This window comes from Desulfosarcina alkanivorans (assembly GCF_009688945.1).
GTDB lineage: Bacteria > Desulfobacterota > Desulfobacteria > Desulfobacterales > Desulfosarcinaceae > Desulfosarcina > Desulfosarcina alkanivorans.
In genome coordinates this window covers 7114261-7140569 of record NZ_AP021874.1, presented here as the reverse complement: position 1 = coordinate 7140569, position 26309 = coordinate 7114261, and the positions used below count along the sequence as shown (strand labels likewise).

The window sequence follows — 26309 nt, the reverse complement described above, 5'->3', positions numbered from 1 at the left end:
CATCGACAATGACAGCCGGCAGCGTGACGTGTATCAGGTCAGTTTAATCCATCTCAGGCGGTCATTCACGAAGCCCACAGAAACAGGCGTCGGCCCCGCCGGTACCAGGATGCCATCACATCAGCCCTGGAATTTTCATGCCGCCGGTAATTTTTCCCATCTCTCCGGAAACCATCTCCTGGGATTTGGTCAACGCGTCGTTGACCGCGGCAAGAACCAGGTCCTGGAGCATCTCGACATCATCCGGGTCCACCACTTCCTTTTCTATCTTGATGGAGACAATTTGCTGGGCCCCGTTGGCCACCACGGTGATCATGCCTCCTCCGGCGGTGGTCTCAACCGTCCGACCGGCCAGTTCCTCCTGCATCCGCATCATTTTGGACTGAAGCTTCTGGGCCTGCTTCATCATGTTTCCCATGCCTTTCATCGGCGTTTCCTCCTATCTGATTTTAATCTCTTCTATTTTTCCACTGAAAATATCCACTGCATCGGCCACCAGGGGGTGATTGAGCAGTTGCTGTCTGATGGTGTCCGCCTTCTGTTTCACCGTTACCGCATCTTTTCCTTCGGCATCGCCATTGGAAAAGTCGACCTCGACCCCCCGGCCGGCGTGCTCTCGGCAGACGGTCTCGATCATGGCCATATTCTTTTTGACCATTTTCATCGTATAGTCGTTGTCACGCACCGCCAATGAGAATGTTTCTTGTGAGACGGACTTCAATTGCGCACGGCAAAGGGCCGCAGCAACGGAGGGTTTGGTTTTTGCAATGATGTCGACCACCTGATTCCAGGCCGCATCACCGGAACCCGGGTCGCCCGACCGGGCTGATGGGGAATCCCCCTGCGGAGCGTTGGCTGCAGGTTCCGTGACGGCGCCCTGACGACTGCCATGGGGCGCATGGGGCTGGCCCGGAGAATCGGGCAAGGGTTGCGTCGCGACGCTTCCGTAGGTGGACTGGGTCTCGACGATGCCCGGTACCGCCTGCAGTCCCGGATCCTTCAAAAGGCTGTCCAGTCGCTCGATCAGCAGATCGATGGGCAACGCCGGGGTGACCTGGTGAATCTTGAAAAAAACCATCTCAATGGCCAGCCGGGGTTGGGAGGCATGCCGAACGGTGGATTCCGCGTTGAACAAAAGGCTAAAGAGCTGATCGATAAAAGCGGTGGAGACCCCTGCCACCTGACGGTTCAGGATCTCAATTTCGTTGGCGGAAAGGTCTGCCAGCAAATCGGGACGGGCACCCATCTTGATCAGCATCAGGTGACGAAAATGCACCAGCAGGTCTGCATAAAAACGTTTTAAATCCTGCCCGTTCTTGTAAACGGTATCGATGGCGGCCAGGACTCGGGAGATATCTTTGGCAAAGGCCGCCTCGGAAAGCTCAAAAAGCACCTGTCGGTCCATCGCCCCCAAAAGGCTCATTACATATTCATCGTCCACCTGCCCGCCGCTGCACGCCAGGATCTGATCCAACAGGCTAAGGGCATCGCGCATACTGCCGCCGGATTCACGGGCGATGGTCCACAGGTTGTCTGCACCAATGGAGACGGCTTCCTTCCGGCAAAGGGTTTCCATGTGCCGGGAAATGGCCGCAGGGTCGATCCGCTTCAGGTCATGACGCTGGCAGCGGGAAAGAATCGTAATGGGTATTTTGTGGGATTCGGTGGTGGCGAAAAAAAACATGACATGCGCCGGCGGCTCCTCCAGGGTTTTGAGCAGGGCGTTGAAGGCGGCAATGCTCAACATGTGGACTTCATCGATGATATAGATCTTGAAGCGGCTGTGGGCCGGCATGTATCGAATGTTGTCCCGGAGTTCTCTGACCTGGTCGACACTGTTATTAGAGGCGCCGTCTATCTCGAACACATCCACACCGCGTCCGGCCGTGATGTCCAGACAGGAGCGACAGGTGTTGCACGGGGTCGGCGTTGGCCCGGACTCGCAATTCATGGCCTTTGCCAGAATACGGGCAATCGTGGTTTTACCGGTTCCCCGCGGTCCGGAAAACAGGATGGCATGCGCCATCCGGTCTCCCCGGATTGCATTTTCAAGGGTCCGGGTCACGTGCTCCTGTCCGACCACGTCCGCAAATGTCTGGGGCCGGTATTTGCGTGCTAAAACCAGATATGCCATTTTCTCAGGTCCTCGAAGGCCGATTTGCCGCCCCAGTGTACCCCATGCGCCGATGGGAGGCAACCCATCGTCTCCCGTATTCCGTCCATCAGGGGCAGGGAATGCGGTCTGAAAAAACGGATGCGAGGGAAAATAAAGCGGGTCGGGTAAAATAGATGGTGGCGGAGAGAGAGGGATTCGAACCCTCGGTGCCGCTATAAACGACACACACGATTTCCAGTCGTGCTCCTTCAGCCAACTCGGACATCTCTCCGCATAAGGCAGACAAAAAGCAAATTGTACCGGCGCAGGCCCTTCGCGGATGGAAAACAATACCGGAAGTGGCGGAGAGGGTGGGATTCGAACCCACGATCCCGCTTTTGGCAGGATACCGCTTTTCGAGAGCGGGGCCTTCAGCCGCTCGGCCACCTCTCCGTAACCCTCACAGGCACCAGCTTAAAGAAGCCTTCGATATCCTTTGTCAGGTGGTTTGTCAACCCTCAAGTTGGACTTTCGGAAGGCGTCATGAACCGGATTCCTCTTGAACTTGCGAGGCGACCTATAGTATCAGTGTCCGCTTGGCACCGGAAATAAAAAAGAAAGGAAATCATACGCCATGGCCACCGTCAAGCCCTTGAAAGGGATTCTCTATAATCAGGAAAAAATCAGCGACCATGCGGACGTCACCGCCCCGCCTTATGATGTGATATCACCTGAAGAACAGGACGCCTATTATGACAGACACCCGAACAATGTCATCCGCCTGATCTTGAACCGGGCCGAAGCGACCGATACCCCCCGGGACAACATCCATACGCGATCGGCAGGTTTCTACCGGAAATGGGTTTCGGAAGGCATTCTCAAACGGGATGAACAGGACGCCTTGTATCTCAAAGCCATCACCTACCCCACAAAAAAAAAGGCCGTCACCCGCTATGGCCTGGTGGCGCGGGTCGGCATCGAATCCTTTGAAAAGCGGATCATCCTTCCTCATGAAAAAACCTTTTCAAAAGTCAAATCCGAGCGGCTCGAACTGTTGAAAGCCACCCAGTGCAACTACTGCCCTATTTTTTCACTGTATCCGGATGACGGCAGTGTCCTGAAAATGCTCGAGCAGGCCGCAGGCCAATCGGCGCCCATTGTTGACTTCAAGGATGAAAAGGGTCACCGGCACCAGTTGTGGCGCATCATCGATCCGGTGATCCACAGCCGGGTCGCCGGTGTCATGAAAGACAAGCGACTGTTTATCGCCGACGGCCACCACCGCTACGAAACGGCAATGAACTTCAAAAAATACCTGCAGGACACAGATCCGGGCTTCAGCGACCGTCATCCTGCCAACTATGTCCTCATGTACCTTTGCAGCATGAGCGATCCGGGGTTGGTCATCCTCCCCGCCCACCGCCTCATAAAAGCACTCAGCGCCGCGGACATGCAAGAGGCGCTCAAAACGGCCCGCACCTATTTCGAAATTGCCGAATACCCCTATACACCCGATGATCGCCAACAGGTTGAACAAACCTTTCTGGCCGACCTCAGCCGTGGTGCCAGCCGGCAGTCTATCGGCATTTATGTCCATGGGACACCGGTTTTCCACCTGCTGAATCTGAAGGAAGGCGTTATGGAACGTCTGTATGGAAACGAATTGGACGCGTCTCTCCGGGTCCTGGATGTGACGGTACTGACCCGGCTGGTGTTCATGAAGATACTTGGGTTTGACCAGGCACGACTGGACAACGAACAGCTCATCGGGTACGCCAGCACGGCAGACGAAGCCCTTCGTTCAATCGATACCGGGGCCTACGACGCCGCCTTTATCCTCAATCCCACCCGGATCGAACAGGTTCAGGAGGTCGCCCGGAAAGGATTGATCATGCCCCGGAAATCCACCTATTTTTTTCCAAAAGTAAAATCGGGCCTGGTAATGAACACGCTGGCGGAATAGATTCGATGGGGGCGTCCTTATTGGGCGACCGGCTTCTGAGGTTCAGATGAAGTGGTCATTCAGCCCGAAAACATGGCTTCGAGGTCACCGGTGTAGGTTCCGTCCTCATGGTACAGATAAAGCGGCGGCCCCACCTCGATTCCCGGGCGGCCTGCTTTGAGGCCCTTCATGGCGACCAGGGAGGCCGACGACCCCGGTTTGGAGTGAATCATCGTCAGGCTTTTGGGCTCCAGTCCCGCGGCGCGCATGGCGGTCACGAGATCCACCGTCCGCACGGACGGGTAAATGATACAAAACCGCCCGGACGGGCGCAGCATCCGACGGGCGGTCTGCAACACCGTTTCCAGGTCAACGCGCAATTCATGTCTGGCTACTGCCTTCTGGCTGTCGGCATTGATCCTGCCGCTGCCCCGCTTACGATAAGGTGGGTTGGTGACGACCAGATCGACCGGTCCGCCGATGTCCGCAAGCGATAACACGCTCATATCCTTACTAACAATTCGGACCCGGTGGCTCATCCGATTGGCCGCCACATTCTGGATGGCAATATCGCAAAGCGGCTGCTGGATTTCCACGCCCGTCAGGCGGATGTTCGCGTGGCGATAGGCCATCATGATGGGAACCACACCGCAACCGGCTCCCAGGTCCAGCACCGTCTCACCGGGCTGAGGATCGGCCAGATGTGAAAGGATAACCGCATCGATGGAAAACCGGTAGCCGGATTTCGGCTGGGTCAGGACAATGTCGCCATTGAAAAAATGATCGCGGGTCAGCGGTTCCATGGGGTTACCATTTATCGGGGTTCAGCCGTTCTGAAAGAAAATGAATGCAGGCGGCATCCGGCGGACTTCGGCAAGCCAGCCACATGGGGCCGGAGCGGTACTACATGGGACCGATCTTGAACTTGATCTCCTCGATTCGCTCGTTTTTAAGCCCCTGGTTAAGTTTTTCCAGCAATTCAACCTTCAAAAACTGAAGCTGGTGCAGCCAGGCGGAACTGGACACATGCACCAGCAACAGGGATCCTTTGACAGCAAAAGGGGTCGCGTTGTCTGAAATCGGCGGCCCCACCACTTTTTTCCACACATGGACCAGATGCAGGATACCGCCGTGGTTGTCGGACCGGAATTGATCGATCAGGGACTCAAGCACTTGGCCGATGGGCGTAAACGTTTTGTTGGGCAGACGTTTTTTCTCCATACGGGGCTGATCTCCGTTAAGGTTCGCCTGAAAAAGGACACGCGCGGCAGTGGGCCACATATTCCGCCGGGCCTGCGCCCCCCATGCGCGGGACGGGGGCGGGCGCGGGACAACGGCTACGGCAGACCGACAGAAAAGCAGGCAGCAGGGTCGATGACGGCGTCCCGGGATCCGCTCCACCGGTGCGATGGAGCCGGTATAGAAACTGTCCTGCCTGAAGTCAAGACAAACCCTTGTCAAACGGGTCTATCGAAACCTGAAATCAAGGAGTACATGCCCCGCGCTGTCGCATCGCATGGATTTCCCTTGACTTAGCCGGATGCCAATCTTAGATTAATCTACATTTTGACAACGTCTATGGCCAGTTATAATTCCTCTATTTGCCGATTTTCAACTGCCCCCTACACAGGGGCGACCCCGTCACCGTTTCGAGGTTTTCGGTCAGGTGGGCAGCGGCAGAGAGCATTTTCAACTCACCACTAAACAAGGATAAAAAATGGCTTGGGATTGGGAAAAGTTAAACCGTCAGCATCAGCAGCAGCCGGGCGGCGTTCCACCGCAAATGGACGACATTGTCAATCAGCTGAAAAAAATAAAGCCGCCGGGCGGTTCACTGCTGATTATCGTAGTCATCGTTGCTCTGATGATTGGCTACTCCGTATTTTTTACCATCGAGTCCGGTTCGGTCGGGGTGGTTCAGCGTTTCGGAAAATTTGTCCGCATCGCGCAGCCGGGGCCCAATTTCAAACTGCCTTTTGGCATCGAAAATGTCACCAAAGTTCGCCAGGACCGGGTCTACAAGGAAGAATTCGGTTTTCAGTCGGAGCGCGGCCAGTATGAAGGCAGATACGCGTCGGCCTCGGACACGGCCAGTATCTCCCTGATGCTCACCGGCGATCTCAACGTGGCGGTGGTGCCATGGATTGTTCAATACAAGATCAAGGACCCTTACAATTATCTGTTCAAGGTCAAGGACGCCAACGGCTTGTTACGCGACCTTTCGGAATCCAGCATGCGGCTGGTCGTGGGGGACCGCAGCATCAACGAGGTAATCACCAAGCGCGATGAAATAGCCGTTGAGGCCCACCAGGTGCTGCAGGATGAGTTGGACCAGGCGGAAACGGGCATCAACGTTGTCACCGTGGAAATGAAGAAGACCAACGTTCCCACACCGGTGCAAGCCTCGTTCAACGAAGTCAACCAGGCCACGCAGGAAAAAGAGAAGATGATCTACCAGGCGCGGGAAGACTACAACAAAGCCATCCCGGCCGCGAAGGGTGAAGCGGAGCGGACGATCAAAGCCGCCGAGGGTTATTCCCTCGACCGGGTCAACCGGGCTCAGGGTGATGCAGCCCGGTTCAAGGACCAGTTCAGCGAATACGTCAAGGCCAAGGACGTGACCAAGCGCCGGCTTTATCTGGAATCGTTGAAGGAATTGCTTCCCAAAATCAACCGGAAGTTTATCGTTGATGCCGACCAGAAGAACGTCCTTCCCCTTTTGAACCTCGGAAACAGTGGTGGTGAATCAAAATGAAATCAAAAGCATTGCTGGCCATCGCCGGCCTATTGGTGTTGACCCTTTTCATCTGTGCTTACACGGTGGACGAAACCGAGCAGGTGGTGGTTACCCGTTTCGACAAAATCCAGCGGACCGTAACGACTCCCGGACTCAAATTCAAACTCCCGGTTATCGAAAAAGCGCTTGTCTTTCCGAACAACCTTCAGGAATGGGACGGCGACCCCGGCCAGATTCCGACCAGAGAGAAGACCTATATCTGGGTCAACACCTTTGCCCGCTGGAAAATAGTTGATCCGGTCCTCTTTTTGAAGACAGTGGGGTATATCAGCCAGGCCCAGCAGCGGCTTGATGAGATTATCGATCCCACGGTCAGGAATTTTATAACCTCCAACCGTCTTATCGAAGCGGTCCGGAACAGCAACCGGGAACTGGACACGTTCGAGGACCTGGGTGACAACGTACATGCGGTTGGGGGAGAAGACACCGGAGCGGAAGAGGAAAAACAGATGCCCGTGAGGTTTGCCCAGGTAACCGTCGGTAGAGACAAGATCGACAACGGCATCCTGACCCAGGCAAAGCCCAAACTGGCCCAATTCGGCATCGAACTGGTGGATGTCAAGATCAAGCGGGTGAACTACGTTGAAGAAGTCAGGAAATCCGTCTACGACCGGATGATTGCCGAGAGAAAGCAAATCGCGCAGAAATTCCGTTCCGAAGGAAGGGGCGAAGCCCAGAAGATCCTGGGCGAAAAAGAACGGGAATTGAAGCGCATCGAATCTGAAGCGTACCGGACGGCACAGGAAATCAAGGGAAAGGCGGACGCGGAATCAACACGCCTCTACGCGGAGGCATTCGGCTTGGACCCTGAATTCTATTCCTTCACCAAGACGCTGGAAGTGTATAACGAGGCGCTCACCGACAACAGTTCGATCATCCTCTCGACCGATTCGGAGATATTCAAATACATGAAGGGGTATCAGGGCCAGACGGCAAAGGCCCCCTGACCCGACCGCAACAGGGAAAACCAAAGCACCGACGCAGATTGTGCCGGTGCTTTTTTATTGGTGCCCATCACAGAAGCCTGAAGGTGGCATTATTTACCCTTTCTTCTCTGATGCCGCGTGCGGGCTAGCAACTTACGGTGCTTATGCTTGCGCATCTTTTTTCTTCGTTTCTTGATCACGCTGCCCAACAGATCACCCCCATTCATTTTAGAGTATTCAGATAAACTATATCTTTTATACCATCACCCCATTTTTGTCCATAATTTTTATTTACCACCGTTACGGTTCATGACCTGGCCATTGATCCTTGATATGGGGTATGTTACAGGAATTTGATGGGAAAAAAGTCTGCCCGCCCCACATTCGGAAATAAAGAAATCACCATTGTCAACAATGCGGTTGCCATGGCCGAAGAGTTGGTCAGCAATCATTTTAAAATGTCGGCAAGCCAGTGGCTTCGCCCGAAATATGATGTGGAAACCCTCACCGACCTCACGGATGAAGAAATCGTCGACGGCCCCTTTGCCCAAATCATTCGATATGAAGGCAAGCTGAAAGGCGGAGTCTTAGGATCCAGCGCCTATGATTTTTATAAAATCTGTATTCAGGATCATGCCATTTTGAGCACCCTGAGGATGCATCCGGAAATGGCTCTGTCGCCTTTCGCCCTGTATGTGGTCACTCATGAACTGGTCCACATCGTCCGCTTCAGTCGGTTCCTGCAGAATTTCAAAGCCAGCGACAATGAAAAGCTCGATGAAGAACGCCGCGTACATGCGATCACCCACGACATCCTCATCCCTGTAAATATCCAGGGACTCGATGCCGTCCTTGATTTTTACAGCACGTGGCGCCCTCCCCTCGATGGCCTGAAAACCATCCCCTGATTTTCATCTGCATATTCTTGACAAGCAGGAAAGATGACATATATTAGAGCAGTCAATTCGACGGGAAACCCTAAATATATTTAATTTTTGCACCAAGTTACAGGAGATCAGAACCATGCCGCTCTACGAATACCAATGTACAGCGTGCGGAAAAATTGAAGAGGCGATCCAGAAGTTTTCAGATGTCCCGCTGGAAACCTGTAAACACTGCTCCGGAAAGCTGACCAAGCTGATTTCCCAAAGCAGTTTCCATTTAAAGGGAACCGGCTGGTACGCCACCGGATATTCGAAGCAGCCTGAAGCGACGAAAAAAGGTAAAAAACCAGAAGGGACATCGTCTGCCGGTGAGAAAAGCAGTTCGGGCGGCACCGAATCCAAAGCCGCCAAGAGCGATGCATAACCGGATAGACGACACGATATTTTTATGGGTAATGCTTTCACAGTGCAGGAAAACAACCGGTCATTTGCTGATCCGAACAAAATTCAACATAGGCACTTTACAAATCACGACGTGTGATTAAATTAGCTGATCTTTAGTTTCTCCCAGATAATCAGCGTATATGGGACCATATGGTTTGCTGAACAGGTGCCATGGCAACGGCCTGTTTCAAAAATCAGAGAAAAACTGGCTTTTTTGGTAAATCAACACAAGTGCTAAATGAAAAAGGAGAGAAGGAAACATGAAACTCAGACCATTGCAGGATCGCATTCTGGTGCAGCGCGTCGAAGAAGAAACCACGACCAAAGGTGGCATTATCATCCCGGATACCGCCAAAGAAAAACCGGCTGAAGGAAAAGTCAACGCCGTCGGGAATGGTAAAATCGGAGATGACGGCAAGCGTGTGGCACTGGAGATCAAGGTCGGCGACCGGATTCTGTTCGGGAAATACTCTGGCACAGAGGTGAAGATCGAAGGTGAAGAGTATCTGATCATGCGCGAAGACGACGTGCTCGGCGTCATTGAGTAACGATTACCCTACTAACGTGAGATATGGAGGTTAAGTAAAATGGCTGGTAAAATTATTAAATATGATATGAAAGCCCGCGAAGCGATGCTCAACGGCGTCAAAGCGCTTGCCGATGCAGTAGTTGTCACTCTTGGTCCGAAGGGCAGAAACGTAGTCATCGATAAATCCTGGGGCTCTCCCACCGTCACCAAAGACGGGGTCACCGTTGCCAAGGAAATCGAACTGGAAGACAAGTTCGAAAACATGGGCGCACAGATGGTCAAGGAAGTGGCCAGCAAGACCAGTGACATGGCCGGTGACGGAACCACCACTGCAACCGTTCTCGCCCGCGCCATTTACGAAGAGGGCCAGAAACTCGTCGCTGCCGGCAACAACCCCATGGCCATCAAGCGTGGCATCGACAAGGCTGTTGAAGTAGCTGTCAAAGAGCTTCACAAGATGAGCAAACCGACCAAGGATCAGCGCGAAATCGCTCAGGTGGGAACCATTTCTGCCAACAATGACGAAACCATCGGCAACATCATCGCCGAAGCCATGAACAAAGTCGGCAAAGAAGGCGTCATCACCGTTGAAGAAGCCAAGGGCATGGAAACCACCCTGGATGTGGTCGAAGGTATGCAGTTCGACCGCGGCTATCTCTCCCCCTACTTTGTGACCGACCCTGAAAAAATGGTTGCGTCCCTGGATGACCCCTTTATCCTTATCAACGAGAAAAAAGTCAGCAACATGAAAGACCTCCTGCCGGTGCTCGAGCAGGTGGCCAAAATGGGCAAACCCCTGATGATTATCGCCGAAGATGTTGATGGCGAAGCCCTGGCGACCCTGGTCGTGAACAAACTGCGCGGCACACTGCAGGTTGCGGCCGTAAAAGCTCCCGGTTTCGGCGACCGCCGAAAAGCCATGCTGGAAGACATTGCCATTCTCACCGGCGGGCAAGTCGTTTCCGAAGACCTGGGCATCAAAATGGAGAACCTCACCCTGGCCGATCTGGGCAAGGCAAAGCGCATCAGTATCGACAAGGACAACACCACCATCGTCGACGGCGCCGGTGCACGTTCTGCCCTGGAAGGCCGTGTCAAACAGATCCGGGCTCAGATCGATGAAACCTCCTCCGATTACGACCGTGAGAAGCTGCAGGAACGCCTGGCCAAACTGATCGGCGGTGTGGCCGTCATCAATGTCGGCGCAGCGACAGAGACCGAGATGAAAGAGAAAAAAGCCCGCGTCGAGGACGCCCTGAATGCAACCCGTGCAGCGGTTGAAGAGGGTATCGTTCCCGGCGGCGGCGTGGCGTTGGTGCGCTCCCTTGCCGCTCTGGAAAAAATCAAAATCAAAGCCGACCAGAAGTTGGGCGTCAAGGTGGTCATGCGCGCCATCGAAGAACCCCTTCGCCGGATCGCTTCCAACGCCGGTTACGAGGGCAGCGTAGTCATCGACAAGGTCAAAAACACCGAGGGCGCCATGGGTTACAATGCGGCGACCAATGAATATGAAGATCTCATTGCAGCTGGCGTTATCGATCCCACCAAGGTGGTTCGCTTCGCCCTGCAGAATGCGGGCAGCGTCGCATCGCTGATGCTGACCACGGAGGCCATGATTGCCGATAAGCCTGAGGAAAAGGCCGCTGACCCGATGGCCGGCGCCGGTGCCGGCGGCATGGGCGGCATGGGCGGCATGGGTGGTATGGGCGGTATGATGTAACCCTGCCGAGTTTGGTAAAAATAACCGGCCCCCGCATGTTACCTGTGCGGGGGCTTTTTTGTTTTCCCCCGTTGCCACGGTTACACTTGACAACACACCATTAATCAGGCTACTGAAATCAATGAGAAAGTTGCAATAGATACATCGATGACACCAAAAAATGAGGTATCTGATGAATTGCAGAACAAATTCAGCCGTTCTTTTTTTTGTTGTTCTGATCCTTCCGCTGATGTCCCCCCCCCTGATAACGGCTGGGGACCAGATCAATGTGGTCGAAAGTGAAGCCGGGTTTTACTATACCATCCAGAAGGGTGACACCCTTTGGGATCTGTCACAGCAGTTTAACAATTCCCCCTGGCTGTGGCCGGAATTATGGGAAGAAAACGACCAGATTTCGAATCCTCACTGGATCTTTCCCGGTGAGCGAATTCGCCTTTACAGAAAATCCGGTGCACAAGCCATGACGAAAACCGAACCATCCCAACCCGTTGGGGTGGTTCCCGTGCCTGCACCCGCCTCCGCAAAAAACGTTTCTGCGGCTCCTTATTTCGTATATTCTTCGATCGACAGTGTCGGATTCATCCGAAAACCGCCGGTTTCCTCATTGGGTACTATCTTCGAGGTTCAGGGAAGAAAAGTCCTGATCAGCGAAGGAGACATGGTCTATATACGCCCTGCAGGCATTTCTGCGCAGGGGGCACTCATCCCCGGCAGCCGGCATACCGTCTTCAAGTACATGAAACCGACGGATGAACCCCACGCAACGGAAACCATCGGGACCCAGCATTATATTCTTGGCATCGTGGAAATAACCAAAAAAGAGCCGGACATGGTGATCGCGAAGGTCCTGAAATCATTCCGCACAATTCGTGTTGACGACCAACTGATGCCTTTCAGCCCGCGGCATTCCAATATCGAGCTCAAACCCAGCGTCCCCGGAATCGAGGGTAAAATCATCACGTCCGAAGAGCATACCAAATTGATTGGCGACTATATGCTGGCCTTCATCGACAAAGGTCGTGCGGACAACATCGACGTGGGCCAGCAATACAGCATCTACAATTCGCAGAAAATGGTATTGGAAAACAACCAGATCAATTCCAAAGCGCTTCCCCCGGTTGATTTTGGAACCTTTGTCGTCCTTCATACCGAGGAAACCACATCAACCGTCATCATCACGATTACCTCGAAACACATCTCCCCCGGGGAACGATTCAGAACACCAATCCAGTAGGCCGCCTCTCAGTCCCGCAGACATGGGTAAACCGGCCATCTGAAAATAAACTTGGCGCAACCGGGAAAAAACGCCTGCCCCCCGGGGCGGGCGTTTCGATTGGGAATGGGACGTTTACCGGAAAAAGGATGCGACCGTCACCACAGATCGCCACCGGATGTGACGCGAAGCACTTCCTGATAGGTAGTGATGCCCTCCAGCAGTTTCTCCACCGCGCTTTCCCGTAATGAAGCCATTCCCTCCGCTCTGGCCTGCCCTGCCAGGCTTGCCAGGTCGGCGTCCGGAACCGTCAGGGCTTTGATGGCATCGGTGTATGGAAGAACTTCATGGATGGTGGTCCTTCCCAGGTAGCCGGTCCCCCTGCATTTCTGGCATCCCTTGCCATGAAAAAGCGACAACATGCCCGATTTTCCGGTTTCCAGTCCCAGGGCCTTGAGCCGTGCGGCCTCTACGGCAATGGGCGTTTTGCAGGCATTGCAGATTTTTCTGACCAGCCGCTGGGAAAGGATTCCCCTGAGTGTCGCCTGGATAAGAAAAGAGGGAACGCCCAGGTCCATCATCCGGATAATCGACGACGGGGCATCGTTGGTGTGCAGGGTCGACAGCACCAGGTGGCCGGTAAGGGCCGCCTGAATGGCATTCTCAGCTGTTTCCAGGTCCCTCAGTTCTCCCACCATGATGATATCGGGGTCTTGCCTGAGAATATTGCGCATGATCGTCCCGAAGGTGATTCCCACCTGCGGCCTGACGGCAATCTGGTTGAAATCTTCATGCACCATTTCAATGGGATCCTCAATCGTCGTAACATTGACCTTCGCATTGCTGATTTTTCTGAGCGTGGAGTAGAGCGTGGTGGACTTTCCACTGCCCGTCGGGCCGCAGACCAGAACCAGGCCGTGGGGATGGGATATGATCTGGTTATATTTGTCCATGTCCACAGATGAGAATCCCAGGTTTTCGAGATCCTGGAACAGGATGTCAGGGTCCATGACCCGCATGACCACCTTCTCACCGAATGCAACGGGTACCGTGGACACGCGAATCTCGACCTCCACGTCCTTTTTGCCCGTTTTGATGCGCCCATCCTGGGGGCGCCGCTTCTCGGCCATGTCGAGGCCGGACAGGTTTTTGATCCGGCTGATAATCGCCGAATGGACATTTTTAGGCAGTTTGTAAACCGTGTGCAACACACCGTCAATCCGCATTCTGACCAGGCTGAGATCCCGCTTGGGCTCAATATGAATGTCACTGGCTTTTTGGTCGAAGGCATAAATGAACAGGTGGTTGACCGCATTGACCACATGCTGGTCGGTGGACGGCAGTTCGTCCGCGGATTGAAGCTGGATGTATTGCTCCAGGTTGCCCAGGTCCACGCCGGGTCCGGCAAACTGATGCTCAGCCGCTGCGATGGACCGCTTAAAGCCGAAGAATTCTTCGATAAGTTTGATGATGTCCGACCGGGGACTGACCACCGTGTTCACCTGCATCTGGCAGGCCCGCGTAATATCCTCCAGAACTTCCAGGTTAAAGGGATTCGGCGTGGCAACGGTAAGTTGCCCCTGGCTGATCCCGATGGGCAGGACCAGGTGCTTTTTGGCAAAGGAGATGGGGATGGTCGTGGTGACGACATTCAGGTCCAGTTTCAGGGGGTCGATCTTGACAAAGGGGATTCCCCAGACGCCCGCAAGGGTTTTAAAAATGGTATCCTCGTCGAGGGTTTTCGACGGGTCATCGTTCCGCTTCAGGTTAAGGGCAACGATGGCATCGAAAATGAGAAACGGATGGTTCTGGTCAAAACCGTCAACCCGCTCCTGTTTGGAACGGCGCAGGTTAACCTGCTTTACCAGGTCAGAACGGTTGGCGTACAGGTCCCGGGCCTGCTGAAATGAAATCAGCCCGTTTTGTTCAAGGGCGGAAAGGAGACGTTTGGCCGACAGCCGTTCATCCACGAGAATATCTCCCTTCGCTCAAGCCGAATGCCAGTTGGCGGTGGTGATGCTTCGGATGACATTTTCGATCCACCCCATGGTGCGAACCACGGATCGCTGGTTTTCAGGCGTGCCGCTGAGTTGGGACAACTCTAACCCGTACTCGCTGATTTGCCTGAGCAGCCCCACATCATCACGTGTTCCCACACGGCCGACACCGCGGACAATGATTTTAAGGTGCTGCAGAAAAACCGGCAGATAGCTGGCCGCCCTGAGGTGGCGATAGATCCCCGCTTTGGGATCGCCATATTCGGTCAATGCCGAAACCAGAACGAGCCGTGCGGTTTTTCCCGACAACAAGGAAAGGAATATGAAAATCTCACGCTCGAGAAACAGCAGGTGGCGGACGGAGGGCGTCTGTCTGCCGGATGTGGTGGCGTTCAGGCGCGCAACCAGTTTCTCGTGGATGGCACGGACCTTGGTGGAGAACCGGTACTCGACCGAATCGATGCGGAACTTCGCGTAGTGCACCACGTCCCTGTCCAGCCCGTTGCGGACATTCAGGACTTCCTCCGGTGTCATTTCGATATCGACGTCAAGTTCCTTGTTGTATGTCCTGAGAAGGATGTTGGCCAGCATGATGGCATTCCGATCCGACGGTTCCACCTGGTCCGGATGCCTGCAGAAATCCGCCAGCAAAAAGCGCAGTGCGTGTTTGGGCCGATTGATCCGGCTGATCAGGTGCTGCAGGGCATTGAGAAAAGAAACACGGTTGGCGCGGCCCTTGAGCACCTTGAAATAACACCACAGCAGTTCGAAAGCGTGATTCCCATGCCGCGCCAGTTCATCGAGCATCGGCTCGAATGTCTTGCGGATAAAGTTGCCCTGGTTATCAAACAGGCGTTCGATCAAAAGCGTTATCTTCTCGGTGTCGTGTAAAGGAATTTTGAAAGAGCGGGAAACCGCCTCGAGGTTGGCATCGTTACGACATTTGACCAGGCGGTCGATCACCATCAGCTGCCGTTCCGTTTCACGGCTCTCCTTGCCCAGCGACAGGATGGTCAGGAGTTCTCCATTTACGTTTCCGATGAGGGTGGACTTGCCGTCGATATCAACCCGCAAGGCATCCCGTCGGACGGTTACCGCGTCCAGCGCCTCGCCCGACACCCTGTAAACCCCTGTCCGCAAAAGGTTCATCAGGATCGTCAGCATCTCCTGGAAAACAGCGTCCTTCCTGAGGGCGTTCAGAATCAGACTATAGGTGCGCAGCTGCTTTAAAAACGTATCGGCGCCCATATCGTCGTAGTCATTTAAAATGGCAACGGCTGCAGCGTCGTGAAGGCGCTGATCCTCGGAAAACGCTTGATGAATCAACTGCAATGCCTGTTCCTTCAGGTTGTTCACATTGGAGTCTTTGGCAGGATCGATGTCAGCGGATAAAAATCTGCCGTCCTTCATTGAATTTCTCCATCTGATTGAAATCGCCGGCTCGTATTTCAAACTTTCAAAGGTAGAAAACAGGACTGAAAGATGAGCCTGCAAAACTGAAAATGTCAACTTAACCAGCCGCAACCAGCGGCATTTTTATTTTCAGCATCGCTGCGGCACGGACGCCGCAGGCACCCTCATTCCGTTACGGGCAGCATATCACAGGCATTCACCAAAAGCCAATTCGCAGTTTTCGACAGGCAGGGCCGCCAGGTTTTTTCAAGCGCTGCCGCTTCCCCGGCTTCCCATCCAAACCGGACCCGGGTGCCAGGCCAGCGTGAGCAGATGCCCCATTCCGGCGACAGGACATTCGTGTGTTTCCCTTCATTCTGTATTCAGCCCGTCTCCGGGTCCTTAAAACGGTCATGCTAAATGATAGGATTTTACCCCCAACAAATTGCCAATCGGCTCGTATTGCCGAGGGCGCCTGCCATGCAGATATTTCTGTAGCACATAAAACAAGGAACCGTTCACACAATATTTAAATCAGCGCATCAGCGGGTTGACCGGCTGTGATAGCAAGCGAGGTATGAAAATGAATCGTCACCTGAACACCATTCTGGATATGATTGAGAAAGAATTCCGGTTCAAAGTCAAAAAAGGATCCAGGCACTACATCGAGGTCAGTGTCGGGAAACAGGCGCAGAAACTGGGCTACGATGACCTGGAGGAAAAATACCGGAACACGTATGCCATTGTACCGTTGAAATCGCCACAGAGCGGCATGAAGGTCCGCATCGACGGCCGCACCTTTGTCAACTACGCCGAATACGGTTCCGGTATTGCCGTGCCCGGGCACCTGGCCAGGGAGGCCGGGCAGTCATTCAAAAGCTTTGTGCCGAACGACAGCATGATCTGCAACTTTACCTGATCATGCCCATGCGGCGGCGTCGATCCTGCAGCACCGGTCCGGCAGGTTCCCGCCCGTTGATGCACTTGAGAAAGCTGGCCGATTTTAGTATGTAGACCCTCCAGCAGCGTCCCGGTTCCTCGGGTACGGAAAACATGCGGAGGGTCCGATTTTGAAAAACCGATGGCATATCGTTTACTGCGATGAACAGATGGATCCGTGTCCGGTTACTGAATTTATAGATGGATGCGATCAAAAACACCAGGTGAAAATCATCCGGTTTTTGTCCCTGCTGGAGGAGATGGGGCCCACATTGCCGCGTCCCTACGCAGATTTGTTGCGGGATGGCATTCATGAGTTGCGGATCAAACTGTCCGGTGATCAGGTTCGGATGCTCTACTTCTTCTGTTTTCGCAAATTCATCGTATTTTATGTGGCCTTTGTAAAAAATACCCGAAAAGTTCCCGAAAAATTCATCGACCGCGTCAAGCGCTACCGCAGCCACTTTCTGTATAACGTGACGCCGGAAGCGCTGGAGGACCTGGTAAATGGAGTCCTTTAGAGATTACTTCAAGAATAAAATGAACGATACCGGCTTTCGGACCGTGTATGACGCCGAATGCCACGTATGTGCGAACACGATGGGAATTTTCGAAAAAGCGGACCGTGAAAAAATTCCTCTGGCCCGTCTGGCCAGGGAGGTGGACGCTGAGTTGCCGGAACTTGAAGCGTTGCGTGATGCAGACCATTGTGATCCCCGCCTGGCGGTTCGCCTCTGCCGGCGACTGGGGATTAGGCAGCCGGATGACTGCCCGAGACTGGGATAAGCTTCAGCAATCGCCCCCGGAATTTTACGGCACACGCATTGGGGTTTTGCTGCCCCGCGCCATGCTAACTGAGAATCACCGGTCAAAGCCCCCTACCGGAGATAATCCCCTTGGCTGCCCCAAATGATCCGGGTGATGGTGTCTGCCCCCCTGTGTGAAAAACGTCCTGATTGGCGGCATCGTTCTTTTTCTGCGTGCCTTTCTTTTTGCACCCCCTCAGGAAATCTGGTTTGAGCGCCACATCCAAAAAGACTGGTGGTCGGCGCCCCCCCCTGCCCTGACCCGTTGCGGCGGATCCGGGAAGGCATGAACGACCTGGTGCAGCATCCCGGAACGCTATTGGCCAGTTAAAAAAATGGCTTCACCTCTTGCCGCCAATTTTCGATCGCAGGTTGATCGGCCAGCGCGCAGGCACCGACGGGACGCTTCGTGCATCCCATTTCTGTGGATTCCTCATGACCGATTTCATGCCGGTGAAAGATGCCGGCCGCCCGCAGGATGCGGCCGGGATAGGCGGCGACCCAGAAAGCGGCACAGAAGCTGCTGTCGACTGATCACGACCAACGCCAATGCCGATATCTGGCCCGCACCGGTTTGACAATCCTCCCCATTCAACTTATTTTCTCCGGATAAAGGAGAAAAGGAGGAGCCATTTCAAAAAACAAACCGGATCTTTCAAGTACTTATTGGCAATAGTCGTATTTCATGTTCTGGTGGTCGATGCGGCAGCCGACATGGTCAATCCGATGGGACCAGCCGACAGCTGGCAAAAGGATCCGAAACCACCTGCGACCATCCGGGTGGTCACCGCATATAACGTCGGAGATCCCAGACAGACGGACGATACCCCCTGCATCTCGGCAAATGGCGAAGACATCTGCAAAGCGCTGTCAATGGGCAAAAAAAGATGCGCGGCGAATTTCGTACCGTTGGGCACGCGGCTGCATGTTGAAACGGTAGGCGTTTGCCTGGTAACGGATCGGACGCACAGGCGATATCGGGAGCGGGTAGATATTGCCATGCACAAACACGAGTATCAGAAAGCGCGGCATTTCGGCCGGCAGCGCCTGATGGTGGAAGTCATCGATACCCGGCGATAGGGATGCGGCCAGCCGGTTCTGCAGGCGGACGAGACATGCTGCAGAAGGCTGACGGACTGAACCGGACCATACTTCTCAGGCCTCTGCTCCCTTCTCTACCCGGCAATGCATGCGCGCAACCGGGCCAGGCGCTTCTGATGGGAAAGGGTTGCCGGTCTGGTAACGGTGGAGACTCACAGCGTCCGGTGGGCCAGGCTTTCACTGCGGCCTGCCGGTGTGATCCGTATAAAATCCAGCTTGCGCTGCAGTTCCCTGATCGTGGCGGCCCCGCCATAGGTCAGGCCCGAGCGGAGGCCCCCGATGATATCCGCAACGATCGCCTCTTCGCTCTCACAATAGGGCACATCGACCGAAACGCCCTCTGCCGTCTTCCACTCGGCCATGCCGCCGTGATACTTGTCCTGAACCTCGCTGCTGGCCATTCCGCGATAGGATTTTACAAGCACGTCCTCACCGTCCCCCTTCTTTCTTCTTATGACCGGCCCCGGGGTCGGCCGCGATCCGGCCAGCATACTGCCAATCATTACGAAATCGGCTCCGAAGGCCAGCGCCTTGACAATATCTCCGGGTGCTCGGATGCCCCCGTCTGCCACAATGGAACGATCGACCCGGGCGGAGTTTCGGATCGCTGTGAGGTTGGGCACCCCGAAACCGGTCTTGATGCGTGTCGTACATACCGAACCGCCCCCGATGCCGACCTTGATGATGTCGGCGCTGAGGGACGCCAGATAGTCGGCGCCTGCATAGGTGGCCACATTACCGGCCATGATGCAGGCCTCCTTGCCCAGCATATCCCTGATGGCTTTCAAAGTTTTACCGACATAGCGGGCATGGGCATGGGCGACATCGATGCAGAAAAGATCCGCGCCGGCATCCCGAAGGGCTTCTGCCCGGGCCATATCATCGGCTGAGCAGCCGATGGAGACAAAGGCCTTGTGGGCGCAGGCCTTGAAAATATCAACATTGTCCTGAATGGGCATAAACCGGTGGATCACACCGACCCCTCCCTTGGCGCCGATGAAATCGGCCATGGCGGATTCGGTGATGGTATCCATATTGGCGGTCATCACGGGAATCTGCAGATTCAGCTTGCCGGTCTTGTCCGTCATGGCGGTGTCAACAATTTTTCGCGATTCCCAGTGGTTGTATGACGGAACGAGAAGCACGTCATCGTAGGTGATCGCATCGGTCATGGTATCCTCCTCAGTCGTGGGCTGGCACATCGGCCAGCAGAAATAGCATCAGCCCCCGCCCCTGATGATGCTGGGCCCAAACGTGCAGGCGCTTTGCAGAAAATCGTAACGGCCAACGGGCGTCAGGTTCGATTACGGCCCCCGTCCAAACCTCTTTGCAACTCGGTCTTTACCGCCTTTGCAATGGTTTCGAACCGATACGGCTTCTTCACGTAGGCGCCGGCGCCCAGCTTGCGCGTCTCGTGAACCCGATCCGATTCGGAAAATCCACTGGTAATCACGGCCCGCTGACCGGGGTGGATGCGGACGATGCGCCGATAGGTTTCAAGTCCGTCGATGCCGGCGTCCATGATCATGTCCAGGACCACCATGTCCACACGGTGCGTCTTCAAGTAATCAGCGGCAGCTTCGCCGCTGGACACGCTTTCCACTTGATAGCCGAGCCGGGTGAGCATTCCCGTGGCAATTTCCCGCTGTTCCTCGACATCATCAACAACCAGGATGCGCTCACCGGCGCCTTTCAGATCCTCAAGGGTTCCGGGCTCCCCCGCCTTCATCCGATGCTCTTTGTTTGAAGGAAAATGAAGGGTCACCGTGGTGCCTTGTGCCTGATGACTCTGGACGTCAATGGTCCCCCGGTGGTCCTTGACGGTTCCCCATACCACTGCCATTCCCAGACCGGTGCCGCTTCGACCCATCACTTTTTTGGTGTAGAACGGCTCGAAAATCCGTTCAATGTCCGCTTCGGAGATACCGATGCCGTTGTCCGTAACCCGCAGGACCACGTAATCCCCCTCCTGGATATCGTCATACCCCTTTGTGAGGGCGTCGACATATCGATTTTCCGTTTCTATGCGGATACGCCCTTCCTTCAGGATTGCCTCCGCAGCATTGGAAATCAGGTTCATCACGGTTTTATTGAGATGAACCGGCGATCCGGTAATATCGAAGAGGTCATCAGACAGGTCAAGATCCAATTGAACGTCCGTATGGTGGGCCCGCAACAGCTCATATTCAGGGCTTTTGAGGTATTCACGGATCACCTGGTTCAGGTTGACCACCTCGGACACCGACACGCCCCGTCGCGCCAGGGTCAACAAATCCTGAACGATATGGGCGGCCCGCTCACCGGATTTCTGGATGGTGCGGATGGGTTTATGCAAGGGACTTTGTGCCGGCAGGTCCATGAGAATCAACTCGGGGTAGCTGACCAGGCCGGACAGGACGTTGTTCAGGTCGTGGGCCACACCGCCGGCCAGCATGCCGATGGCCTCCATTTTCTGGGCGCGCTGGAGCTGCTCGAGCAGGCGTTTCTTTTCCGCCGCTGCCGTCACCTGATCGGTGATATTCCGACTCATTCCCAGGGCCAGGTCCTCGGAAACCGCCACCAGCCGGCACTCGTAATTTCTGACACGGCCGCCGGACGCAAGTTCGTACTCGAATACCCTCACCTCCCCGGTCTCGAATGCCCGGGCAAGCTGCATGCGGAATAATCGGGCGATGTCTGCCGGCATCACATAACCGATTTCCCGCCCGATGCACCGATCCGGCGATTCCGGAAGGTTTTTCGGATCGCCCCTCATATCAAGAAACCGACCATCACGGTCAAACTGGAACAACCCATCCGGGATGGCATTCAAAATGGCCCGTGTCCTGGCGTCACTTTCCCTGATTTTATCCTCTGCCCGCTTGCGTTCGACCACTTCTTTCTGCAGCGATCGCTCACGATGGCGGACTTCATCCGCCATTTTGCGGAACCGTCGGGCAATATCGGCCAACTCCTCATGATGGACCTCATCGAACCGGTAGTCACCGTCTCCCCGGGCCACCCGGTCCATCCCCTGGCGGAGTATGGCCAGGGGTTTGCGCATGAGCACCCGCAATACGATTCCCGTGGCGATGACAATGACCACCAGGGATACCGCCAGCACCATGATGGCGGTATTGCGAAGCCATGCCAGATCCTTGCGATAGGCGTCCGGCGATAATGAGAACCGAACCTGGCCGATCGGTTTCCCGGTATGAACAATCGATACCTCGCGAACGATCGGATCGTCCGGGTTGTCCCGCCTGAATTCAAAATGAACGGTCCCGTCAACACCGCGGATTAGAATGGCCGTGACCCGATCATTACGGGCAAAGCCCTCGCCGATGCGCCGGATCTGCTCGTCGTCAAAGTCCCAGATCGGCACGGCCAGCGTCTCGGACAGGTTGATGGCATACTCGTCCGCTTTTGCCTGCAGCTGGTGGAAAAGATCGGCTGCCTGGCGATGGTATATCAAAAGAAGCAGGACCCCTTCCACGATGAACACCAGCAGCACCAGACTGATGGAGAGTTCCATGGAGATGGATCGGCGCCGCAACGCGTCGATCCCCCTGAGGTGCGGGCTCCGTGGCCTTGGCTTTCGGGCCGTGTCTTTTTCAGGGTTCAAGCGCAACGATTCCTTGTGAGTGCTCTGCTAATGCGGTTCATAGGCGTATTTACGGCAGATCTGCCGGTAGCTGCCGTCTGACTTCATTTCGTCCAGCACCGTCTGCCACAGCCGGATGACATGGGGAGAGGTCTTTTTAGAAAAGGCAATATAGTTGCCCACGGTACGGATGGCATGCGCCAGTTCCAGTTGGTCCGGCGGCACGCCGGCCTGTCTGGCCAGATGCGGCATGTTGAAATCCGAGCTGACCCACAAATCGACATTCCCCCGTTTGAGGTGCATCACGTTGGTGACATTTTTATTGGTGGGCACCAGGTTTTTAAACCCCAGGGTTTCCAGATATTGCATTTTGGCGTCCTGATTATAGGTGCCGATGCGCGCCACCCGTTTGGCCGCATCCATGTCGGCAACCTGGACGCCGCTTCCTTTCCATCGGTAAAAGCCCCAGCGCTGACGGTAGAGCGGCCCCACCCAGGCGAACCGGTCTTCACGCTGGGGAAGCCGCGTCGTGGAAAAAAGCGCGGTGTCCGCATCCGACAGGGCCAGGTTGTATCCCCTGGCCCATGGCACCAGCGATATCGTATCCGGCTGGCCGATCCGGAGAAGGATTTCCCGGACGATCTCGGTGGACAGCCCCTTGATCCGCCCCTTTTCTAAATAGGCGGACGGAGGGGAATCTTCCGAGTAGAGCTTCAGGGGATAGGACCCACCGGCAGGGCCGGTCTGCCGTTCGGAGACCATGATGGCGTCAGGAGGCAGCCATTTTCGCGTCAGCCACCAGAAAGTGCCGTCCGATTTCATTTCATCCAGGGTCGCCTGCCACTGCCTGACCGTGGCCATGGATGTCTGTTTGGAAATGGCGATATAGGAAAAATGCGCCTCGTAGGTAAAGACGGCCTCGATTTCCCCGGGATCGATGCCAACCGAACGGGACAGATGCTCGGCGCCGATGTTGTCAAAAAAACAGAGGTCCACCCGGCCGGATATCAGTTTAAGGATATTGCTCTGCGGACTGTTGGAACTGTCAAGATTCGTAAATCCCAATGATTTTAAAGTTTGTTCCTTGAAATCGTCCCGGTAGGTGCCAATGGCACCCACCTGCCTGGCGGCATCAATGGAATCGATGCGCAGGGCATCCTTTTTTCTGGCATAAAACGCCAGTTTGACGGTGTACAGCGGTCCGACCCAATGAAACAGCGGATCCCGTTCCCGGGTACGGGCAGTGGTAAAAAGGACCACATCGGATTCGATGCGCAGCCGCTGGTACGCCCTGGCCCATGGAAGGACCTCAATGCGGTCCGGAATACGCAAGCGTCGGGCGATTTCCCGGACCACCTGTGTGGTGGCGCCGGTCAGCGATCCGCCTTCCAGATAATTGAACGGGGGCAGGTCCTCGGTAAGAAGCGTCATATCAGCGGCTGCGGAAACGCTTGTTGAACCGAGGAGCAATACCAGCGATAAGAATACGGAAGTCCATTTCATCCGTCGATCCAATCAAGGAGTTTTTACGGGCGGGGGGTATCATCCGGTCAATCCGGTTCCGGTTTTAAGCCCTTTCGCGTCGCCAACCGGATACCCGAGGTCCTTTTTCCATGTTCATCCCGGATCCGGGCATTCCTTCGTAAACCCCCGAATGGCGAGGCCTCCCCTGAAAACGGTCAAGGCTGAACATGACCGTCCAAAGCCCCGATCATTCCACCTTCACATGGGTTTTCATTTCCGACAAATCGATTTCCGTTTCCCCTGTTTTTTCATATTTCAGCGCCCGATCACGAAAATCGCCGGCGTCGATTTTTTCCCTGATCCACCCATGCCAGGACGCTTTTTGTGACGCGGCGATGGCGTTGAAATTACCGGCCGGGTCAAACCGGTCCAGCGCGTCGTCAACAATCCAGACGCAACAATTGCATTTTTTCCGGCCATCCTCGAACACCCGGAAAAAATAACGAAACATGTTGCTTCCCGGTTTGAGCCCCTCTTTGATCTCAAAATTCTTGTATGTCCATGTCTCTTCCATCGTTTCCCTCCCGCATCAGGTACGCGTTAAAATTTCAACATAAGAATACGCTTGGCCATTTACAACCAATCCCTGCACAAATGGTCCTGTCCCGGATTTCCCGCATATCGTTGAGGCATCGCGGCCCTTTGCTTGCGGTCAATGAAATGATGATTATTCTCATTTTCGTTGTATTTTTCCTGTACAGTACCGGAAAAAACGCAACCGGCCGATGAACGTCGCACTGCCGGACGGTAATGCCGATATTGAAAATCAGTTCGTGCGCAGCCGCGGCGACGTCATCTTTCAAAAAGTGCCCCATGCGGCCATGGGAATGCCGCCCGGAGAAACCGACGTCATCCGCTGCCGCTTGAGGATCATGATAAAAGGATTCACCAATGACGATCAACAGCAACAGATATATTGAAGTACCGGTAATGACAGTGGCGGATGCGGCCCGATTTATCGGCGTGGGCAAGAAAGTGATTTATCAACTGATCGAATTCGATGAAATACGCGCGGTGCGTGAGCACGGCAAAGTATTGATCGACAGGAGCAGTCTGGAAGCCTTTCACAGCAGTGGCAAACGGCCGTAAACCGGCTTTGGGCGGCAATCAGGAATCGTGCCGCCCACGGCAAGGCACAACCCGGCATTCTCTTGCCGTGAGGCCTCCTGTGCGGATCATTTCCAGGCGCAGCGGCAATTACCGGAATGCCGTTCCTTTATCTGGTGCAAGGCCCATCGATGATGAACAAACCCGGTTTCCCTGCCACGACAGGGTATCAATCGACGGTAGTGGACAATGGGTTCGGCATCGTATTTGAAAACAGCGCACTTATGGTTCGTTGATGGCAATGCCTCTTTTTCGGAAATCTTCCAGGATACCGTCGAGTTGGGCCTGGGTGCAGTCATCGATGCGGTAGGCCTTCTGCCCGCCATCGGTGAAGAATAATACCAGGTTGTCCGGGTTTTCAAGGTACACGCCGCGGATATAATCACTGTCGAGCCAGGGATCGAGCATCTTTATAAAATCGTCCAGTCGACACGTTTCCATTGCCTGCCTCCCTTCAAGTTCAAATGAGCGGGTCCCTGGTTCAATCTGCGGACCGACGGGGTCCGGGGCCATGATTATACAATGCGCACGTTTTCTGTTTTGGCTACCGGGAAAAAACAGGGCCCCGATTCTATCATTTTCTTTTTGACAGGATTCCCATCGTCATCCAACGGGATTGCGGACCCAGCCGGTATGGGCATAAAGATTCGGCAGGATATGGGATCATGACCGATAAAGACCGCGAAAAATGGAACTCAAGGTACCTGAAACAGCGGGGGGGCCTTACCCCGTCATCGATCCTGATGAAATTCTGGGGCCTGGCATCCTGCGGGAAGGCGCTGGATATTGCCTGCGGAAACGGAAGAAACAGCATTTTTCTGGCAAAAAAAGGGTTCGTTGTGGATGCCGTCGACATATCAACGGTGGCCACGAATCGATTGGCGGGCGAAAATCCGAATATCCATGTCGCTTGCCTGGATATCGACTCCTGGCAGATTATCCCCAACCGCTATGACCTCATTGTCAATGTCCGCTTTCTGGACAGGCGCCTGTTTCCGATGATCCGCGAAGGGCTTAAACCCGGCGGGGTACTGATTTTTGAATCCTTTCTGGATGGGCACAAGGATGCGTATTGCCTGAAACCGAAGGAATTGCTCAGGGTGTTTCAATCACTTCGCATCGTATATTACGAAGAGAAAAAGGCAAGCCATGGTGCCAGATTTGATCAAACCGCCTCGCTGGTTGCCATTAAAACCGAGTGAGACGGTTTTTGCCCGCACGGACCCGGAGAGCCAATGGTCCTCTCCCACCGGAGATTCGAACAAACGAAGACAGCCTGAGAGGGTGAGAGAACGGCGGCCTGCATCCCG

Annotated in this window: 27 protein-coding genes and 2 tRNA genes; 15 read left to right on the top strand and 14 right to left on the bottom strand. The window is 54.6% G+C overall.

All coding sequences use genetic code 11. The annotated features are described in order from the left end of the window. Positions 1–115 precede the first annotated feature (115 nt). The 4 genes from DSCA_RS31040 to DSCA_RS31025 all read right to left on the bottom strand — a co-directional run bounded on the left by DSCA_RS31040 (position 116) and on the right by DSCA_RS31025 (position 2548). The gene (locus DSCA_RS31040) at positions 116–427 is read right to left on the bottom strand and encodes a YbaB/EbfC family nucleoid-associated protein (protein ID WP_155320107.1); all 312 of its coding nucleotides are present in this window, start codon (positions 425–427) and stop codon (positions 116–118) included. Positions 428–439: 12 nt separating this feature from the next. Beyond that, positions 440–2134, bottom strand: coding sequence for a DNA polymerase III subunit gamma/tau (dnaX, locus tag DSCA_RS31035; protein WP_155320106.1), 1695 nt, complete (start codon positions 2132–2134; stop codon positions 440–442). A gap of 159 nt (positions 2135–2293) precedes the next feature. Continuing rightward, positions 2294–2387: transfer RNA gene (locus tag DSCA_RS31030), tRNA-Ser, on the bottom strand. Positions 2388–2455: 68 nt separating this feature from the next. Next, positions 2456–2548: transfer RNA gene (locus DSCA_RS31025), tRNA-Ser, on the bottom strand. 181 nt (positions 2549–2729) lie between these two features. On the opposite strand from DSCA_RS31025, the gene DSCA_RS31020 reads away from it, so the two are divergent. Further along, entirely contained in the window at positions 2730–4058 is a 1329-nt protein-coding gene (locus DSCA_RS31020; RefSeq protein ID WP_155320105.1) for a DUF1015 domain-containing protein, read from the top strand. A gap of 59 nt (positions 4059–4117) precedes the next feature. Here the strand turns inward: DSCA_RS31020 and DSCA_RS31015 are convergent, their stop codons facing one another. Continuing rightward, positions 4118–4840, bottom strand: coding sequence for a tRNA1(Val) (adenine(37)-N6)-methyltransferase (locus DSCA_RS31015; protein ID WP_155320104.1), 723 nt, complete (start codon positions 4838–4840; stop codon positions 4118–4120). A 100-nt stretch (positions 4841–4940) separates the two neighbouring features. Next, complete coding sequence (locus DSCA_RS31010) at positions 4941–5258, bottom strand: DUF721 domain-containing protein (protein WP_167528036.1); 318 nt, start codon at positions 5256–5258, stop codon at positions 4941–4943. Between the two features lie 496 nt (positions 5259–5754). On the opposite strand from DSCA_RS31010, the gene hflK reads away from it, so the two are divergent. Together hflK and hflC are read left to right on the top strand one after the other, a co-directional pair. Further along, on the top strand, positions 5755–6792 hold the full coding sequence (gene hflK, locus DSCA_RS31005) for an FtsH protease activity modulator HflK (RefSeq protein WP_155320102.1): 1038 nt from the start codon (positions 5755–5757) through the stop codon (positions 6790–6792). After that, entirely contained in the window at positions 6789–7781 is a 993-nt protein-coding gene (hflC, locus tag DSCA_RS31000; RefSeq protein WP_155320101.1) for a protease modulator HflC, read from the top strand. The genes hflK and hflC overlap by 4 nt, the downstream gene beginning before the upstream one ends. Before the next feature lie 89 nt (positions 7782–7870). Here hflC and DSCA_RS30995 read toward each other — a convergent pair whose 3' ends face one another. Next, the gene (locus tag DSCA_RS30995) at positions 7871–7969 is read right to left on the bottom strand and encodes a 30S ribosomal protein bS22 (protein ID WP_073474648.1); all 99 of its coding nucleotides are present in this window, start codon (positions 7967–7969) and stop codon (positions 7871–7873) included. 147 nt (positions 7970–8116) lie between these two features. Here DSCA_RS30995 and DSCA_RS30990 point away from each other — a divergent pair, with 147 nt between their 5' ends. The 5 genes from DSCA_RS30990 to DSCA_RS30970 all read left to right on the top strand — a co-directional run bounded on the left by DSCA_RS30990 (position 8117) and on the right by DSCA_RS30970 (position 12571). Next, complete coding sequence (locus DSCA_RS30990; protein WP_155320100.1) at positions 8117–8668, top strand: hypothetical protein; 552 nt, start codon at positions 8117–8119, stop codon at positions 8666–8668. Positions 8669–8783: 115 nt separating this feature from the next. Further along, positions 8784–9068 (top strand): FmdB family zinc ribbon protein, encoded by a 285-nt coding sequence (locus DSCA_RS30985; protein WP_155320099.1) that lies wholly within the window; start codon positions 8784–8786, stop codon positions 9066–9068. Positions 9069–9348: 280 nt separating this feature from the next. Beyond that, complete coding sequence (gene groES / locus DSCA_RS30980) at positions 9349–9636, top strand: co-chaperone GroES (RefSeq protein ID WP_155320098.1); 288 nt, start codon at positions 9349–9351, stop codon at positions 9634–9636. Positions 9637–9675: 39 nt separating this feature from the next. Then, the gene (gene groL, locus DSCA_RS30975) at positions 9676–11337 is read left to right on the top strand and encodes a chaperonin GroEL (RefSeq protein WP_155320097.1); all 1662 of its coding nucleotides are present in this window, start codon (positions 9676–9678) and stop codon (positions 11335–11337) included. A gap of 172 nt (positions 11338–11509) precedes the next feature. Beyond that, on the top strand, positions 11510–12571 hold the full coding sequence (locus tag DSCA_RS30970) for a LysM peptidoglycan-binding domain-containing protein (RefSeq protein WP_167528035.1): 1062 nt from the start codon (positions 11510–11512) through the stop codon (positions 12569–12571). 137 nt (positions 12572–12708) lie between these two features. Here DSCA_RS30970 and DSCA_RS30965 read toward each other — a convergent pair whose 3' ends face one another. Continuing rightward, the gene (locus DSCA_RS30965) at positions 12709–14520 is read right to left on the bottom strand and encodes a GspE/PulE family protein (protein ID WP_231716325.1); all 1812 of its coding nucleotides are present in this window, start codon (positions 14518–14520) and stop codon (positions 12709–12711) included. Between the two features lie 18 nt (positions 14521–14538). Continuing rightward, positions 14539–15957, bottom strand: coding sequence for a hypothetical protein (locus DSCA_RS30960; RefSeq protein ID WP_155320094.1), 1419 nt, complete (start codon positions 15955–15957; stop codon positions 14539–14541). A 559-nt stretch (positions 15958–16516) separates the two neighbouring features. Between DSCA_RS30960 and DSCA_RS30955 the strand changes: the two genes are divergently transcribed. The 4 genes from DSCA_RS30955 (at position 16517) to DSCA_RS30940 (ending at position 18764) form a co-directional block, all read left to right on the top strand. Next, positions 16517–16858: a hypothetical protein gene (locus tag DSCA_RS30955; RefSeq protein WP_155320093.1), complete on the top strand. Its 342-nt coding sequence runs from the start codon at positions 16517–16519 to the stop codon at positions 16856–16858. Positions 16859–17009: 151 nt separating this feature from the next. Beyond that, positions 17010–17399, top strand: coding sequence for a type II toxin-antitoxin system RelE/ParE family toxin (locus DSCA_RS30950; RefSeq protein ID WP_197904698.1), 390 nt, complete (start codon positions 17010–17012; stop codon positions 17397–17399). Further along, positions 17386–17664, top strand: coding sequence for a hypothetical protein (locus DSCA_RS30945; protein ID WP_155320092.1), 279 nt, complete (start codon positions 17386–17388; stop codon positions 17662–17664). The genes DSCA_RS30950 and DSCA_RS30945 overlap by 14 nt, the downstream gene beginning before the upstream one ends. Positions 17665–18350: 686 nt before the next feature. Continuing rightward, entirely contained in the window at positions 18351–18764 is a 414-nt protein-coding gene (locus DSCA_RS30940) for an RlpA-like double-psi beta-barrel domain-containing protein (RefSeq protein WP_155320091.1), read from the top strand. A gap of 173 nt (positions 18765–18937) precedes the next feature. Here the strand turns inward: DSCA_RS30940 and DSCA_RS30935 are convergent, their stop codons facing one another. The 4 genes from DSCA_RS30935 to DSCA_RS30920 form a co-directional block, all read right to left on the bottom strand. Next, positions 18938–19957 (bottom strand): guanosine monophosphate reductase, encoded by a 1020-nt coding sequence (locus DSCA_RS30935; RefSeq protein ID WP_155320090.1) that lies wholly within the window; start codon positions 19955–19957, stop codon positions 18938–18940. Between the two features lie 122 nt (positions 19958–20079). Beyond that, positions 20080–22389, bottom strand: coding sequence for a hybrid sensor histidine kinase/response regulator (locus DSCA_RS30930; protein ID WP_155320089.1), 2310 nt, complete (start codon positions 22387–22389; stop codon positions 20080–20082). A gap of 27 nt (positions 22390–22416) precedes the next feature. Then, positions 22417–23799, bottom strand: coding sequence for a substrate-binding periplasmic protein (locus DSCA_RS30925; protein ID WP_167528034.1), 1383 nt, complete (start codon positions 23797–23799; stop codon positions 22417–22419). 280 nt (positions 23800–24079) lie between these two features. After that, entirely contained in the window at positions 24080–24406 is a 327-nt protein-coding gene (locus tag DSCA_RS30920) for a hypothetical protein (protein WP_155320087.1), read from the bottom strand. 211 nt (positions 24407–24617) lie between these two features. Between DSCA_RS30920 and DSCA_RS30915 the strand changes: the two genes are divergently transcribed. Continuing rightward, entirely contained in the window at positions 24618–24812 is a 195-nt protein-coding gene (locus tag DSCA_RS30915; protein ID WP_155320086.1) for a hypothetical protein, read from the top strand. Then, positions 24784–24981 carry a helix-turn-helix domain-containing protein gene (locus tag DSCA_RS30910; protein ID WP_155320085.1) on the top strand — a complete coding sequence of 66 codons (198 nt, stop codon included), beginning with the start codon at positions 24784–24786 and terminating at the stop codon, positions 24979–24981. The genes DSCA_RS30915 and DSCA_RS30910 overlap by 29 nt, the downstream gene beginning before the upstream one ends. Before the next feature lie 240 nt (positions 24982–25221). On the opposite strand, the gene DSCA_RS30905 is transcribed toward DSCA_RS30910, so the two are convergent. Next, a complete protein-coding gene (locus DSCA_RS30905) occupies positions 25222–25440 on the bottom strand; it encodes a hypothetical protein (protein WP_155320084.1) in 219 nt (72 codons plus the stop codon). A 224-nt stretch (positions 25441–25664) separates the two neighbouring features. On the opposite strand from DSCA_RS30905, the gene DSCA_RS30900 reads away from it, so the two are divergent. Then, positions 25665–26201 (top strand): class I SAM-dependent methyltransferase, encoded by a 537-nt coding sequence (locus tag DSCA_RS30900; protein ID WP_155320083.1) that lies wholly within the window; start codon positions 25665–25667, stop codon positions 26199–26201. The last annotated feature ends 108 nt before the right edge of the window (positions 26202–26309 follow it).